The sequence below is a fragment of the Cellulomonas sp. WB94 genome (genome assembly GCF_003115775.1).
Classification (GTDB): Bacteria; Actinomycetota; Actinomycetes; order Actinomycetales; family Cellulomonadaceae; genus Cellulomonas_A.
In genome coordinates, this window is sequence record NZ_QEES01000007.1 from 87685 (window position 1) to 101814 (window position 14130).

Sequence of the window (14130 nt, forward strand, 5' to 3'; positions counted from 1 at the left end):
TCGGCCACCGCTTGCCGTGAGTTGCCCCCGACCGGTCGGCGCAGGCAACTCTGAGCAACCGGTTGCCTGCGGACCGCCGAGAGCGCAAAGTGGACGGCGCACGACTCCCCGACCGTCGATCGCCCTCAAGGAGGCCCCACCGTGCCCGGATCCGGCAAGCTCCTGACCGGCGACCTCGAGGCCGCCGCCCATCGCGTGACAGCCGCCCTCGGTGATCCTCGCCGGGTCGGGGTCGCCTTCTCCGGCGGCGTGGACTCCTCCGTGCTCCTCGCCCTCGCCGTCCGGGCCCTGGGCCCCGGCCGGACTCTGGCGATCCTCGGCGTCTCCCCCAGCCTCGCCGCAGACGAGCGCACGGCCGCCCACACCGTCGCAGCGGTGATCGGTGCACCGATCGTGGAGATCGAGACCCGCGAAGGCGACAACCCCGCCTACCGTGCGAACGGTCCGGACAGGTGCTTCCACTGCAAGGACGAGCTCTTCACGCGCATCTCCGACGAGGTAGCAGGGCAGTACGGGCTCACCGCCATCGCCTACGGCGAGAACGCGGACGACACCCTCCGCCCGGACCGTCCCGGATCCCGAGCCGCAACGAACCACCGGGTCCTGCGGCCCCTTGCCGACGCAGGCATCGACAAGGCGGCTGTTCGGGCGCTCGCTCGCGCGTTCGAGCTCCCGTGCGCCGACAAGCCTGCTGCTCCGTGCCTGGCGTCCCGCATCCCCCACTTCGACGAGGTCACGCCCGAGAAGCTGCATCAGATCGACGCCGCCGAGTCCGCCCTGCGCGCTCTCGGGTTCATCGACTCGCGGGTCCGGCACCATGGCGACGTCGCGAGGATCGAGCTACCCGCCGACGACCTCCCTCGAGCGGCCGTCGCGGACGTTCGCGGCCAGATCCACCGCGCCGTGCGGGCCGCCGGGTTCCGGTTCGTCACCCTCGACCTCGGCGGCATCCAGTCCGGTGCCTTCACGCTCCCGCTCGTCGCCGCCCGTGCCTGATCGCCCCTGGGAGCCACCGGCCTCGCTGCGGGGCATCGCCGAGCTCGACCACGACCGCGCGCACCGGCGCGGGTACGCCGAGGCGATCTACTGCGAGGCGAAGACGCCGGCGCAGGTCCGTGCGATCGCCGCAGCAGTGCGCGAGCACGGCACCCCGACCCTCTTCACCCGCGCGGCGCCGGACCATGCGGACGCCGTGCTCGCGGAGCTGCCCGACGCTCGATACGACGCCGAGGCGCGGCTCCTCGCGTGGCCACCGACCGCTCCGGAGCCGACGGGCGGGCTCGTCGTCGTCGCCGCGGCCGGCACGTCCGACCTGCCGGTGGCGCGGGAGGCCCTTCTCGTCGCGACCTACCTCGGTCGCGAGTGCGAGCTGGTCATCGATGTCGGAGTGGCGGGCCTCCACCGCGTGCTGGGGAGGCTCGACCTGCTGCGCCGGGCCCGGGTCGTCGTCGTGGTCGCGGGCATGGACGGCGCTCTGCCGAGCGTCGTCGCGGGGCTCATCTCCGCCCCGGTCGTCGCGGTGCCGACGTCGGTGGGGTACGGCGCCGCGTTCGAGGGTCTCGCGCCGCTCCTCACGATGCTCACGTCGTGCGCGCCCGGCGTCGCCGTGGTCAACATCGACAACGGCTACGGAGCCGGTCACCTCGCGGCCCAGATCGCCGCCCCGGTCTGACCCGCCGGCCCGGATCCGGACCCTCACCCACGGGCGAGCGCTCGGTTCAGCGGCACGACGTGCGCCGAACCGTCAGTCCGGCACCGCCGACCCGGGCGTGAGGCCCGCCGCGACCGCAGCCGCGACCGCCCGGTCAAGGACGTTCCGGACCGCGCTCCCCGACTCCCGGGCGGCGAGGGCAGCATCCTCGAACTCGGGCGTCGCGGTGACGATGGCGCCCCGGGCGTGCGCGAGCTTGATCCGTACCGCCGCACCCTCCACGTCGACCGTGCGCCAGGTGCGCTCGAGGACGGACCTGCGCACCACGCTCTGACGCACACCGAGGGTCGGGACCAGGCCGAACATCCGCGCGCGGAGCTCGGCGACGCGGTCGGGCGAGGTGAGCACAGCCAGCGTGTGCGCCGGGCGACCCTTCTTCATGAGGATCGGCGTCAGCCACGCGTCCGACGCGCCGTCGTCGATCAGCGCGGCGATCACACCCGGCCAGACGCGGGGGTCGAGGTCGTCGACGTTGGCCTCGAGGACGACGGCTTCCTCGAGCTCGGGATCCTCGAGCTCCCCGGCTGCCACGACCGGTGACCCGACGACGACGCGGACGACGTTCGGCCTGCCGTCGACGTCGCGCGTGCCTGCACCGACCCCCACCGCTGCGACGACGATCGCCGGCAGCTCTTCGCACACGGCCGACAGTGAGGTCACGAGGGCCATCCCGGTCGGGGTGGCGAGCTCGCCCTCACCGCCAGCAACGACACGCCAGCCCGCGGACAGCTCGAGCACCGCGGGCACCGGGACGGGGATGTCACCGTGCGCCGTCTTGATGCTGCCGGAGCCGAGCGCCACCGGCCCGGCACTGAGCCGCGCTATCCCCAGCTCCCCGAGCGCCGCGCACACGCCCACGACGTCGGCGATGGAGTCCCACGCTCCGACCTCGTGGAAGTGCACCTCCTCCGGGTCGATCCCATGGGCGCGCGCCTCAGCCTCGGCCAGCCGGCCGAAGACTGCCAGGGCCCGATCGCGGGTGGCATCATCGAGTCCGCTCGCCGCCCTGAGCATGTCGCGGATGTCGGCCCAGAGGCGGTGCGGCAGGTCCGCGGCGAGCAGCTCGACGTCGACCTTCGTCGCCCTCATCCCGGCACGGCGGACCTGACGGGACGTGAGCCGCACCGTGCCGGGGATCACCGCGTCGACTGCGCGCTGCAGCTCCCCGAGCGGTGCCCCGGCATCCACCAGGGCACCCAGCAGCATGTCGCCGGCGATGCCGTTCCGGGCATCGATCCATGCGACGCGCGCCGCGGGTCCGGCCGGCTGAGTGACGAAGGGCTCCACGCGGGGCGTCGGTTCGAGTTTGCTCACACGGCACGCTAGCGCGGGAGCGAGCCGGAACGGTCAGCGACCGTGCGCTCCGGGTCGGTCGTGTGCCTGCAGGAGCACCCGCGCGAGCGCCACGAGGGGCGCCGTCTCCCGGACGACGCCCCTCGCGACTACAGCTCCACGTGCGTGCGTCAGAGCGTCAGCGCCGCCATGAACCCCGCGTTGATCGCCTCGCCGACCTTCGCAGGCGTCACGCAGTCGCCCACGCTGACGACGCCGTCGCGCCCGGCCAGCGCCTCGGTCAGCGACGTCGCGGGCCGCACGCCGAAGGCGAGCACCACGGTGTCGGCGTCCACGTGGACCTCACCGTCGGGGCCGTGGGCCGTGAGTCCCTTGTCGTCGATCGCGGTGACGGCGTGGCCGGTGAGCACACGCACGTTGTTCTCGGCGAGCTCACGAAGGAGCGTGATCCGGTTGATGATGATCATGTCCCGGGCGATCTCGTCGGCCATCTCCACCACGGTGACCTCGCGGCCATCCTGCGCGAGCTCGAGCGCGAGGTCGGCACCCGACAGGCCGCCGCCCGCGACGGCGACGCGTGAGCCGAGCGTGGCTCCCAGGTGCGCGTCCACGACCTCGACGACGTTCGGGCCGTCGACGCCGGGGATCGAGGCCGGCACGATCGGCGTGGACCCGACGGCGACGATCACGGCGTCCGCGCTGTCGAGCTCGGGTGAGGCGGCGGTCAGCTCACGACCCAGGTGGACGGTCACGGGCAGGTCCGCGATCTGGCGCTCCCACCACGCGATCATGCCGCGCAGCTCCTTCTTGAACTCGGGGGTCGCGGCCGGCCACAGGACGCCACCCAGCTGCTCCGAGCGCTCGTACACCTCGACGGAGTGCCCCCGCAGACCGGCGACACGTGCCGCCTCGAGCCCCGCGGGGCCGCCACCGACGACGACGACGCGCTTGGGCTCGTCCGCCGGCGTCACCTGACGCTCGAGCTCCATGCCGACCTGCGCGTTGACGGCGCAGCCGAGCGGCAGGGCGAAGAAGGCGTTGCCGACGCACATGGCGTGGCAGCGGATGCAGGGGCGGATGTCCTCGCGGCGGCCCGCGGCGAGCTTGCCGGCCCACTCGGGGTCCGCGATGAGCCCACGGCCGATCCCGACGAAGTCCGCGTCGCCCGCGACGAGCACGGCCTCGGCGTTCTCGGGCGTGAGGTTGCCGACCGCCATCACGGGGATGGTGAGGACCTCCTTGAGCGCCTTCGCGGCACTGACCATGCACGCGTCCCCGAGGTAGTACGGCGGGAAGACGTAGTCCATGGCCTCGTAGGAGCCGTCGTCGGCCATCATCAGGTCGAGCCCGGCGCTCTCGAGGACGAGGGCGATCTCGCGCGAGTCCTCGGCGGTGCGCCCACCGGGGAAGCGGTGGTCCACCGACAGGTGGAAGCTCACGGGCAGGCCCGGAGCGGCGGCCTTGACCGCCTGGATGACCTCGACGGCGAAGCGGCAGCGGTTCTCGACCGAACCGCCGTACACGTCGGTCCGGCGGTTCCAGACCGGGCTCATGAACTGGTCGATGAGGTAGCCGGTGTGGCCGTGGATGTCGAGGGCGTCGATGCCGGCGGCGGCGGCGCGCGCGGCGGCCTCGCCGAACCGCTGGACGATGAGCTTGATCTCGTCGGTCTCGAGCGGGCGGCACAGCACGTCGGGCTGCGAGAAGTGCGGGTTGTCGGACGCGCTGATGGGCAGGCGCTCGGGGTCGACCAGGTTGATGTTGCGGCCGAGGCCGGCGGTGAGCTGGAGCGAGACGAGGCCGCCGACGGCGTGGATCGACTCGGCGAGCGTGGTCAGGCCAGGGATGCAGTCGTCGGTGTCGACGCGACACAGGCCTGCGTTGATCTGCTCGAAGTCCTGCGAGACGGCGCTGATGCCGGTCACGACCAGGCCCGTGCCGCCGCGCGCCCGCTCGGTGTAGTACGCGATCTCGCGCTCGGTGAAGAGACCCTCGTGGGTGCCCAGCTCGGTACCCATCGGCGCCATGATCACGCGGTTGGGCAGCTCGAGCGACCCGATGCGGCCGGGCTGCAGGACGCGCTCGTAGGACATGGTCGACCCCTTTGCCTCCCGGCGGCGAGGACAGGGGCGCCGGATCCCTCATACGTATGAGCACCATCGTCTCCCGCTGCCGACCGGGCTACCCAGGGCGATGGTCCCAGTGCCGTGCTGCACGTCCGTCCGCGATCCCGTGCTGCCGCGTCACCAGGCTGCAACGGCAGATCGGGTGTCCCGGCGCGGTGACGTCGGCCGCTCCGGCGCCCATCTCCGGCCAGCGTGGCCGGACGGGTGGACCAGCAGTAGCGTGACGGAGACGGGCCCGATGCCGCGACGGCCGGGGTTCCGCGGGCACCAGCGGAGGCTTCGATGGCATCGACCCACCTGCGCGGCCGGTACGTCCACATCCTGACGTTCTTCGCCGGTGTCATCGCCCGCTTCATCTGGTGGGACATCGTCCTGCGACGCCTGGGGTTCCGCGGGTGGGTGCGGCGCAACCGCACCGAGCGGCTCCGGCGCGAGGCGACGCGGTTCCGGGAGCTCGCCATCGGCATGGGCGGCGTCATGATCAAGGTCGGGCAGTTCCTGTCCTCACGGCTCGACGTGCTGCCGCGCGAGGTGACCGACGAGCTCGCCAACCTGCAGGACGAGGTGCCGGCGGAGGACTTCCAGGCGATCCGCGAGCTGGCCGAGGTCGAGCTGGGCGCGCCGTTGGCCGAGCTCTTCGATCGGGTCGAGCCCGTCCCGCTGGCCGCTGCGTCCCTGGGTCAGGTGCACCGTGCCCGGCTCGGGAGCGACCACGACGTCGGCTACCGCGACGTCGTGATCAAGGTTCAGCGCCCCGGGATCGCCGCGATCGTCGAGACGGACCTGTCCGCGCTGAGCAGGGTGGGTTCGTGGCTCATGCGCTACCGACCGATCCGCGCGCACGCCGACGTCCCCGCGCTGCTGCGTGAGTTCTCGGCAACGCTGCACGAGGAGATCGACTACGAGCACGAGGCGACCAACGCCGAGACGTTCTACCGCAACTTCGCCGACGACCCGACCGTTCAGGTGCCGCGGGTCGTGCGGTCGCTGAGCACCCGGCGGGTGCTCACCCTCGAGGACGTGTCCGCGATCAAGATCACGGACTATGCCGCGATCACCGACGCGGGGATCGACCGTGCCGCCGTCGCCGAGCGGCTCGTCGCCGTGTACCTGAAGCAGATCTTCGAGGACGGGTTCGTGCACGCCGACCCCCACCCCGGCAACCTGTTCGTCACTCCCCTGCCCGGCCCGGCCGGCGAGCCGGTGACCTGGCGGCTGACCTTCGTCGACTTCGGCATGATGGCGCGCGTCCCCGACACCGTCCGCGACAGCCTGCGGGAGCTGCTCATCGCGGTCGGCACACGGGATGCAGGCCGCGTCGTCAAGGCGTACCAGATGCTCGACATGCTGCTGCCCGGCGCCGACCTCGCGGCGATCGAACGGGCCGAGGCGCACGTGTTCGACAGGTACTGGGGCCTGTCGATGAGCGAGCTGCGGAACATCGACGTGCAGGAGGTCCGGGAGTTCGCCCAGCAGTACCGTGACCTGCTGCTCGACATGCCGTTCCAGGTCCCGCAGAACCTCATCTACGTCGTGCGCACGGTGGCGATCCTGTCGGGCATGTGCACGGGCCTCGACCCGGACGTGAACCTCTGGCAGCAGATCGGTCCGTACGCCCGACGCGCCGTCCAGGACGAGGCATCCTCAGGCGTCGGCCACTGGCTCGACGAGATCGGTGACGCGGTGCTGGCCCTGCTCGCCCTCCCGGCTCAGACGAGCCGGGCCCTCGCCCGAGCGGAGAGCAGCGGGTTGCTGGTCCGGGACGAGCACGTCGGCCACGAGCTGCGCTCCGTGAGCCGGGCGATCGACCGGCTCGGCGACACCGTCGTCGTGGCGGGCCTGCTGGTCGCGGGCTCCGTGCTCGTCAGCGCGGGGCGCATCGGCGTCGGAGCGGCGCTGCTCGTCGTGGCGGGTCTGGCGCTGGTTCGGGTCCTGATCGCCGGCGCGCGGCGGTAGCCCGACCCGCGACGGCCGAGGTCGAGCCGCTCGCTACGGCCGGGCCTTCCGCTCGTCCATGCGGCCGATGGCCGCATCGATCACACCGCGCCACGCCAGGAGCATCTCCCGTCGAGCAGTATCACGGTGCTCGAAGAACTCCGCCGGGAGGAACGTCTCGAAGCCCTTGCGCATCTCGGCGCGGGCCGCACCCATGTGCTCGCGCACCTCGGGCGGGACCTGGGAACGGAAGCCCTCGTGGCGGTCTCTGAAGTCGGTCATGGTCGTCTCCTCACCGCACTCTTCATTATGGAAGGCCCCCGCAACGAGGCGCCACCCAGCAACCCCGCTCGCGCACCATTGCCGTGGCATCGGTGCGGATGGGAACCTGTCGAGGGTGACAGCCCGCTGGGAAGTGTTCGCTCCGGCCCTCGACCGTGCCCTCGTGCACGCTCGGCACTGGCTCACGTCCGTCCCGGACCGCCCCATCCCCGCGCAGACCACGGCAGATGCGGTCCTCGCGAGCATCGGCGGGCCACTGCCCGACGACGGGCGCGCCCCTGAGCTGGTGATCGACGAGCTCGCCGCAGCTGTGGAGCCCGGGCTGATGGCCATCGGCTCCGGACGGTTCTTCGGCTGGGTCATGGGAGGCAGCCAGCCCGCGCCGCTCGCCGCAGACTGGCTGACGAGCACGTGGGACCAGAACAGCGCCATGCGCGCGGCCACCCCCGGGACGGCCGCCGTCGAGGAGGCGGCCGCGACGTGGCTCCTGGACCTGCTGGGGCTGCCCGGCTCGGCCGACGTCGGGTTTGCGACCGGCGCCACCACGGCCAACTTCATCGGCCTGGGCGCCGCGCGGCACCAGGTCCTGGCGGATGCGGGGTGGGACGTCGAGACGGCGGGACTCACGGGCGCCCCCCGAGTTCGTGTCCTCGCCGGTGCGGAGCGGCACGGGAGCGTCGACCTTGCCCTGCGGTACCTGGGCCTCGGCACGCCGACCGCGGTGGCCGCCGACGACCAGGGGCGGATCCGTGTCGCCGACCTGGCCCGTGAGCTCGCGGCCGGCGACGGACCGACGATCGTCTGCCTGCAGGCCGGAAACCTGCACTCGGGCGCGTTCGACCCGTTCGGCGAGGCGATCGCCGTCGCGCACGCCCACGGCGCATGGGTCCACGTCGACGGCGCCTTCGGGCTGTGGGCCGCCGCCTCACCACGTCTGCGCGTGCTCGTGGACGGCTACGCGGCGGCCGACTCGTGGGCCACCGACGCCCACAAGACCCTCAACGTGCCGTACGACTGCGGCGTCGCGATCATCGCCCGGCCCGACGCCGTGCGCGCGGCGTTCTCGCTCCAGACCGCGTACTTCGCGGGCTTCCAAGGTGCCGGTGAGCCGATGGACAAGGTGCCCGAGATGTCGCGGCGGGCCCGCGGCGTACCGGTGTGGGCGGCGCTGCGCGCGCTGGGACGACGTGGCGTCGCCGAGCTCGTCGAGGGTCTCGTCGACCGGGCCCACCAGCTCGCCGAGGGGATCGCACGGATCGACGGCGCCGAGATCGTCAACGACGTGGAGTTCACGCAGGTGTGCGTGACCTTCGGTTCGGACGAGCGCACGCGCGAGGTCACCGAGCGCCTGCTCGCCGACGGGGCCACCTGGATGTCCGGGTCACGGTGGCGGGACCGTGCGGTGCTGCGCATCTCGGTGAGCAACTGGTCGACCGACGACGAGGACGTCGCACTCTCGCTCGAGGCGGTCCGTCGGACGGCCGCCGGGCCCGGCCCCGCCGCCTGACCGGCACGGAGCCATGCGGTCGGGCTCGTAGGTCGTCGTTATTCGAACACCTGTTCGACTACAGTGGTGGGATGCCCAGCGGTGGCGCGACGATCCTGCACGCCGACCTCGACGCCTTCTACGCGTCGGTCGAGCAGCTCCTCGATCCCGCGCTGCGCGGGCGCCCGATCGCTGTCGGCGGCGGCCCTCGCGGCGGTGTCGTGCTCGCCGCGTCCTACGAGGCCAAGCGCTTCGGGGTGCAGGGTGGCATGCCCGGATGGCGCGCCGCGCGGCTCTGCCCCGAGCTGCGGTTCGTCCGCGGTCACTTCTCCGAGTACCAGCGCCTCGGGGACGCGGTCATGGCGGTCCTGGCGGACTTCACGCCCCTCGTGGAGCGGATCTCGATCGACGAGGCGTTCCTCGACGTGTCGGGCTCGACGCATCTGTTCGGCCCCCCCGAGGCGATCGGCGCGACGATCCGCCGCCGGGTCCGGGTCGACATCGGCCTGCCCATCTCGGTGGGCGCCGCACGGACCAAGCACCTGGCCAAGATCGCGTCCCAGGTGGCGAAGCCCGACGGGCTCGTCGTGGTGAGGCCCGGATTCGAGCGGGAGTTCCTCGACCCGCTCCCGGTCGGGCTCATCTGGGGCGTCGGGCCCGTGAACCAGAAGCGCCTCGCCGATCAGGGCATCCGGACGATCGGCGAGCTCGCCCAGACGCCGTCGTCGGCGGTCGAGCGTCTCCTCGGTTACGCCGTCGGGCGCAAGCTCAACGCCATGGCGCTGGACGAGGATCCGCGCCGGATCGTGACCGACCACCGCGCGCGGTCGGTGGGCGCGCAGTCCGCACTCCCCCGCCGCAGCCCCGAGCCCGAGGACCTGCGGGCCGTGCTCGCCCACCTGGCGGACCGGATCACGCGGCGGATGCGCGCGAAGGATCTCGCGGGGCGCACGGTCACTGTTCGCGTGCGGTTTCCCGGGATGCACGCGGTGACCCGCTCCCACACGCTGCGGGAGCCGGTCGCCGCGACTCTCACGCTCACCGAGATCGCCGAGCGACTGGTGTGGTCGGCGATCAACGACGCCCCCGCGCCGTGCGAGATCACGCTGCTCGCGGTCTCGGTCTCGAACCTCACCGAGCAGCGCACGATCCAGCTCGAGCTCGACCTCCCGCCGCAGGACCCGTGGCGGCCGGGTACCGACGCCGGCGCCGCACGGCGGGCCGTCGACGGGTCGATGGACCGGATCAGGAGCCGGTTCGGCGGTGACGCGGTGGGCTACCTGCCCGTCGTCCTGCGCAACGGCGGCGTGGTGCCCGACGAGTTCAGGGAGCTCGCCGAGCACGAGCTCTGAGGAGGGGGCATCGCGAGGGACGTAGTGGCAGGGCCTCCCACCCGCGGCGAACTCGGTGTGGGATGAAGGCATGCGAGGAGCAATCATTCATGCACCCGGGGACGTCCGCTACGAGGACCGTCCCGACCCCGTCGTCATCGAGCCGACCGATGCGGTCATCCGCACGGTGGCCGCCTGCGTGTGCGGGTCGGACCTGTGGCGGTATCGCGGACTGGCGGACGTGGCGAGGCCGGTGCCGATCGGGCACGAGTACGTCGGGATCGTCGAAGCGGTCGGCGCCGCCGTCACCACGGTGAAGCCCGGCGACTTCGTGGTCGGCGGCTTCCTGTACAGCGACAACGCCTGTCCGGTGTGCCGCAAGGGCACGCACTCCGCGTGCCAGCACGGCGGCGGATTCGACGGCTGCCAGGCCGAGAAGATCCGCATCCCCCACGCCGACGGCACCCTGATCGCGACGCCCGGCCGGCCGCCCGCCGACCTCGTCCCGAGCCTGCTCGCCCTGTCCGACGTGATGTGCACCGGATGGCATGCGGCGGTCTGCGCCGGTGTCGAACCGGGCATGAGCGTGGTCGTCGTCGGCGATGGCGCGGTGGGCCTGAGCGGCGTCCTTGCCGCGGCCCAGATGGGGGCGACCACCGTCATCGCGATGAGCCGGCACGCCTCACGTCAGAAGATCGCACGCGAGTTCGGTGCCACCCACATCGTTGCTGTGCGTGGCGACGAGGGGATCGGTGCCGACGCGGTGCTGGAGTGCGTGGGCACCGAGGACGCACGCCTCCAGGCCGTCCGGGCAACCCGTCCAGGCGGCATGATCGGCGTCGTCGGCGTCCCCCACGGCGACCTGCCGACCGACCAGATGTTCTGGGCGAACAAGGGCTTCCGCGGTGGCCCCGCTCCCGTGCGCGCCTACCTGCCGCACCTGATCGACCTCGTGTGGAACCGGCAGATCGACCCCGGGAAGGTCTTCGACCTGACCCTCCCGCTCTCCGCGGTCGCCGAGGCGTACAAGGCCATGGACGAGCGGCGAGCGATCAAGGTGCTCCTCGAGCCCGAGGGCGTGACCTCATGGCAGTGAGCGCAGCGGCCCAGGCGAACCACGACGAGCTGTTCCCGGGTCACGTCTCGACCCTGGCGCAGACCGACCCCGAGCTCATCGAGTACTTCGACAACTTCGCCTTCGACGAGGTCCTGCAGCACGGTGACCTGGACACCCGCACGCGGCTCATGGTGCAGCTCGCCTCGATGATCGCCGGCCAGGCGTTGCGGGAGTACCGCGTCATGCTCGGCGCCGCGCTGACCGTCGGCGTGACGCCGGTCGAGGTCAAGGAGATCGTCTACCAGGCGGTGCCCTACGTCGGCACGGCGCGGGTCGTCGACTTCCTGCACGCCACGAACGAGGTCCTCACCGACCGCGGGGTCGAGCTGCCCCTCCCGGGCCAGTCGACGACCACGCCCGAGGACCGGTTCGAGCGAGGGCTCGCGGTGCAACGGCAGATCATCGGCTCGGAGACCGTCGACTCGCTCTACGCCAATGCGCCGGACGACGAGGCGCACATCCAGCGCTACCTGTCGGGCAACTGCTTCGGCGACCACTACACGCGGAGCGGGATCGACGTGCCGACCCGCGAGCTGCTCACCCTGAGCATGCTCGTGGCGCTCGGCGGCTGCGACCCGCAGGTCAGGGGGCACGTGGCGGCCAACCTGAACGTCGGCAACGACCGTGCCCGGCTGATCGCCGTCGTCACCCAGCTCCTGCCCTTCATCGGCTACCCACGCACGCTGAACGCGCTCCGCGCGATCGACGACGTCACGGCTGCGTGACGACGCCCTGACGACCCCCACCTCGAACGGATCGGCCTTCCCATGGCACCACGCACCTGGCTCATCACCGGCGTGAGCAGCGGCTTCGGTCGCGAGCTCACCACCCAGCTCCTGGAGCGCGGAGACCGCGTCGTCGGCACCGTCCGTGACACCAGCAAGGTCACCGACCTGCTCGAGCGGCACCCGGGCACGTTCCACGTCAAGGTGCTCGACGTGACCGACGCGGACGCCGTCCGGTCGGTCGTCGACGCGGCGTTCGCGGAGCAGGGTCGGATCGATGTCGTCGTGAGCAACGCGGGCTACGGCCTGTTCGGCGCTGCCGAGGAGATGTCCGACGCGCAGGTCGACCGGCTGATCGCGGCCAACCTCACCGGGTCGATCCAGCTCATCCGTGCCGCACTGCCGCACCTGCGCGCGCAGGGCGGCGGCCGGGTCGTCCAGATCTCGTCGTACGGCGGGCAGGTCGCCTACCCCGGCAACTCCCTGTACCACGCGACGAAGTGGGGCATCGAGGGGTTCGTCGAGTCCGTCGCACAGGAGGTCGCGCCGTTCGGCATCGGCATGACGATCGTCGAGCCCGGCGGAGCACGGACCGAGTTCCGGTACGGCAGCGCTCAGGTCGCCGATCTGACCGAGGTGTACGACGGCAACCCGGCGCACGCCTTCCTGGCGATGCTCGACCCGGCGAACGGCTTGGCCCCCGGCGACCCTGCGCGGATGGCTGCGCGCATCATCGACAGCGTCGACATCGAGCCGGCGCCGCTGCGCATCGTGCTCGGCTCGCAGGCGCTCGCGGGCACGCTGGCGACGCTGCGTGCCCGGGTCGCGGACTTCGAGACCCAGACCGAGCTCGCCGCGTCGACGGACTTCCCGCCCGGGGAGTGACACCTCGCGCGTGAGCGAACGTCGGGTCCGGGCGGCCGCCTGTTCGGACCCGCACAGGGGGTCTGCCAGTACCCGGAACGACCGGGACTCCCCCGCATGACGACGACCAGGTTGGCTGGTCGTCTGCCGTCGCGCGCTCCGGCGCACGACCACCGATGTCACCTGAGTCCTTGGAGGACAGTTGCGCGCAACATTCATGTACGGCGCCGGCGATGTGCGGGTCGAGAACGTCCCCGACCCGACCATCCAGCAGCCGACCGACGCGATCGTGCGCGTCGTCCGGTCTTGCGTCTGCGGGTCCGACCTGCACCCGTTCCACACGCTGCCGACCCAGGTCGCGGGGCTGCCGATGGGCCACGAGCTCCTCGGCGTCGTCGAGCAGGTCGGCAGCGCCGTCTCCACGCTGGCGAAGGGCGACTTCGTCATCTCTCCGTTCGCGTTCCAGGACAACACCTGCGTCTTCTGCCGCGAAGGCGTGCAGACCTCGTGCGTGCACGGCGGCTGGTACGGCGCAGGTGGCGTCGGCGGCGGGCAGGCGGAGGCCGTGCGCGTGCCGCAGGCCGACGGGACCCTGGTCACGGTGCCGGGCGAGGTCGACGACGCGCTGCTGCCGTCGCTTCTCACGCTGTCCGACGTCTACCTCACGGGCTACCACGCGGCTCACATGGGCAAGGTCGACGCCCGCACCACCGTGACCGTGATCGGTGACGGCGCCGTCGGCCTGTCGGCTGTTCTGGCCTCTCGCCAGCTGGGCGCCGAGCGGATCATCCTCATGGGCCGCCACGTTGCCCGGACCGACCTCGGCCGCGAGTTCGGTGCGACCGACGTCGTCGCCGAGCGCGGCGCGGAGGGCGTGGCGAAGGTCATGGAGCTCACGGGCGGCGAGGGCAGTCACGTCGTCCTCGAGGCCGTCGGTCACATGCCTGCCTACGAGCAGGCCTACGGCATCGTGCGGCCCGGCGGCGTGATCAGCCGCGTAGGTGTTCCGCAGTACGAGTCCGCACCGATCGGGTTCGGCTCGCTGTTCGGGAAGAACGCCGCGCTGACTGGTGGTCCCGCGCCCGTGCGCGCCTACATCGAGGCCGCGCTGCCGGACGTGCTCGAGGGGCGGATCGAGCCCGGCAAGGTCTTCGACCGCACGATCGCCCTGTCCGACATCGCCGAGGGGTACCGCCTCATGGACGCCCGCGAGGCGCTCAAGGTGATCGTCACCCCGTGACGGACCGCGCCCGGCCGCGA

Annotated in this window: 12 protein-coding genes; 9 read left to right on the top strand and 3 right to left on the bottom strand. The window is 72.1% G+C overall.

Going from position 1 to position 14130, the window contains the following annotated elements; translation table 11 throughout:
* Nucleotides 1-141: 141 nt before the first annotated feature.
* Together larE and larB are read left to right on the top strand one after the other, a co-directional pair.
* Entirely contained in the window at nucleotides 142-996 is an 855-nt protein-coding gene (gene larE, locus DDP54_RS17585) for an ATP-dependent sacrificial sulfur transferase LarE (RefSeq protein ID WP_109133282.1), read from the top strand.
* A complete protein-coding gene (gene larB / locus DDP54_RS17590) occupies nucleotides 989-1672 on the top strand; it encodes a nickel pincer cofactor biosynthesis protein LarB (protein WP_197711483.1) in 684 nt (227 codons plus the stop codon). The genes larE and larB overlap by 8 nt, the downstream gene beginning before the upstream one ends.
* A gap of 72 nt (nucleotides 1673-1744) precedes the next feature.
* Here the strand turns inward: larB and larC are convergent, their stop codons facing one another.
* Both larC and DDP54_RS17600 read right to left on the bottom strand, forming a co-directional pair.
* The gene (gene larC / locus DDP54_RS17595; RefSeq protein WP_242448583.1) at nucleotides 1745-3025 is read right to left on the bottom strand and encodes a nickel pincer cofactor biosynthesis protein LarC; all 1281 of its coding nucleotides are present in this window, start codon (nucleotides 3023-3025) and stop codon (nucleotides 1745-1747) included.
* 149 nt (nucleotides 3026-3174) lie between these two features.
* Entirely contained in the window at nucleotides 3175-5097 is a 1923-nt protein-coding gene (locus DDP54_RS17600; protein ID WP_109133284.1) for an FAD-dependent oxidoreductase, read from the bottom strand.
* 315 nt (nucleotides 5098-5412) lie between these two features.
* On the opposite strand from DDP54_RS17600, the gene DDP54_RS17605 reads away from it, so the two are divergent.
* A complete protein-coding gene (locus tag DDP54_RS17605; RefSeq protein WP_109133285.1) occupies nucleotides 5413-7086 on the top strand; it encodes an AarF/UbiB family protein in 1674 nt (557 codons plus the stop codon).
* Nucleotides 7087-7119: 33 nt separating this feature from the next.
* Here DDP54_RS17605 and DDP54_RS17610 read toward each other — a convergent pair whose 3' ends face one another.
* Complete coding sequence (locus DDP54_RS17610) at nucleotides 7120-7347, bottom strand: hypothetical protein (RefSeq protein WP_109133286.1); 228 nt, start codon at nucleotides 7345-7347, stop codon at nucleotides 7120-7122.
* A 115-nt stretch (nucleotides 7348-7462) separates the two neighbouring features.
* Between DDP54_RS17610 and DDP54_RS17615 the strand changes: the two genes are divergently transcribed.
* From DDP54_RS17615 to DDP54_RS17640, 6 genes are all read left to right on the top strand, one after another.
* Nucleotides 7463-8854: a pyridoxal-dependent decarboxylase gene (locus DDP54_RS17615; protein ID WP_109133287.1), complete on the top strand. Its 1392-nt coding sequence runs from the start codon at nucleotides 7463-7465 to the stop codon at nucleotides 8852-8854.
* A gap of 71 nt (nucleotides 8855-8925) precedes the next feature.
* Complete coding sequence (dinB, locus tag DDP54_RS17620) at nucleotides 8926-10185, top strand: DNA polymerase IV (protein ID WP_109133288.1); 1260 nt, start codon at nucleotides 8926-8928, stop codon at nucleotides 10183-10185.
* A gap of 70 nt (nucleotides 10186-10255) precedes the next feature.
* Nucleotides 10256-11260 carry an alcohol dehydrogenase catalytic domain-containing protein gene (locus DDP54_RS17625; protein WP_109133289.1) on the top strand — a complete coding sequence of 335 codons (1005 nt, stop codon included), beginning with the start codon at nucleotides 10256-10258 and terminating at the stop codon, nucleotides 11258-11260.
* Nucleotides 11251-12006 carry a carboxymuconolactone decarboxylase family protein gene (locus DDP54_RS17630; protein ID WP_109133290.1) on the top strand — a complete coding sequence of 252 codons (756 nt, stop codon included), beginning with the start codon at nucleotides 11251-11253 and terminating at the stop codon, nucleotides 12004-12006. Before DDP54_RS17625 ends, DDP54_RS17630 begins: the two co-directional genes overlap by 10 nt.
* A gap of 42 nt (nucleotides 12007-12048) precedes the next feature.
* A complete protein-coding gene (locus DDP54_RS17635) occupies nucleotides 12049-12891 on the top strand; it encodes an SDR family oxidoreductase (RefSeq protein ID WP_109133291.1) in 843 nt (280 codons plus the stop codon).
* A gap of 181 nt (nucleotides 12892-13072) precedes the next feature.
* Nucleotides 13073-14110, top strand: a complete 1038-nt coding sequence (locus tag DDP54_RS17640; RefSeq protein ID WP_197711484.1) for an alcohol dehydrogenase catalytic domain-containing protein — start codon at nucleotides 13073-13075, stop codon at nucleotides 14108-14110.
* The last annotated feature ends 20 nt before the right edge of the window (nucleotides 14111-14130 follow it).

What these genes read in the sequence shown, in the direction of transcription:
- dinB (WP_109133288.1), top strand. Translation starts at nt 8,926, where the DNA reads ATGCCCAGCGGTGGCGCGACGATCCTGCACGCCGACCTCGACGCCTTC.
- DDP54_RS17605 (WP_109133285.1), top strand. Translation starts at nt 5,413, where the DNA reads ATGGCATCGACCCACCTGCGCGGCCGGTACGTCCACATCCTGACGTTC.
- DDP54_RS17610 (WP_109133286.1), bottom strand. Translation starts at nt 7,347, where the DNA reads ATGACCGACTTCAGAGACCGCCACGAGGGCTTCCGTTCCCAGGTCCCG.
- DDP54_RS17625 (WP_109133289.1), top strand. Translation starts at nt 10,256, where the DNA reads ATGCGAGGAGCAATCATTCATGCACCCGGGGACGTCCGCTACGAGGAC.
- DDP54_RS17635 (WP_109133291.1), top strand. Translation starts at nt 12,049, where the DNA reads ATGGCACCACGCACCTGGCTCATCACCGGCGTGAGCAGCGGCTTCGGT.
- DDP54_RS17600 (WP_109133284.1), bottom strand. Translation starts at nt 5,097, where the DNA reads ATGTCCTACGAGCGCGTCCTGCAGCCCGGCCGCATCGGGTCGCTCGAG.
- DDP54_RS17630 (WP_109133290.1), top strand. Translation starts at nt 11,251, where the DNA reads ATGGCAGTGAGCGCAGCGGCCCAGGCGAACCACGACGAGCTGTTCCCG.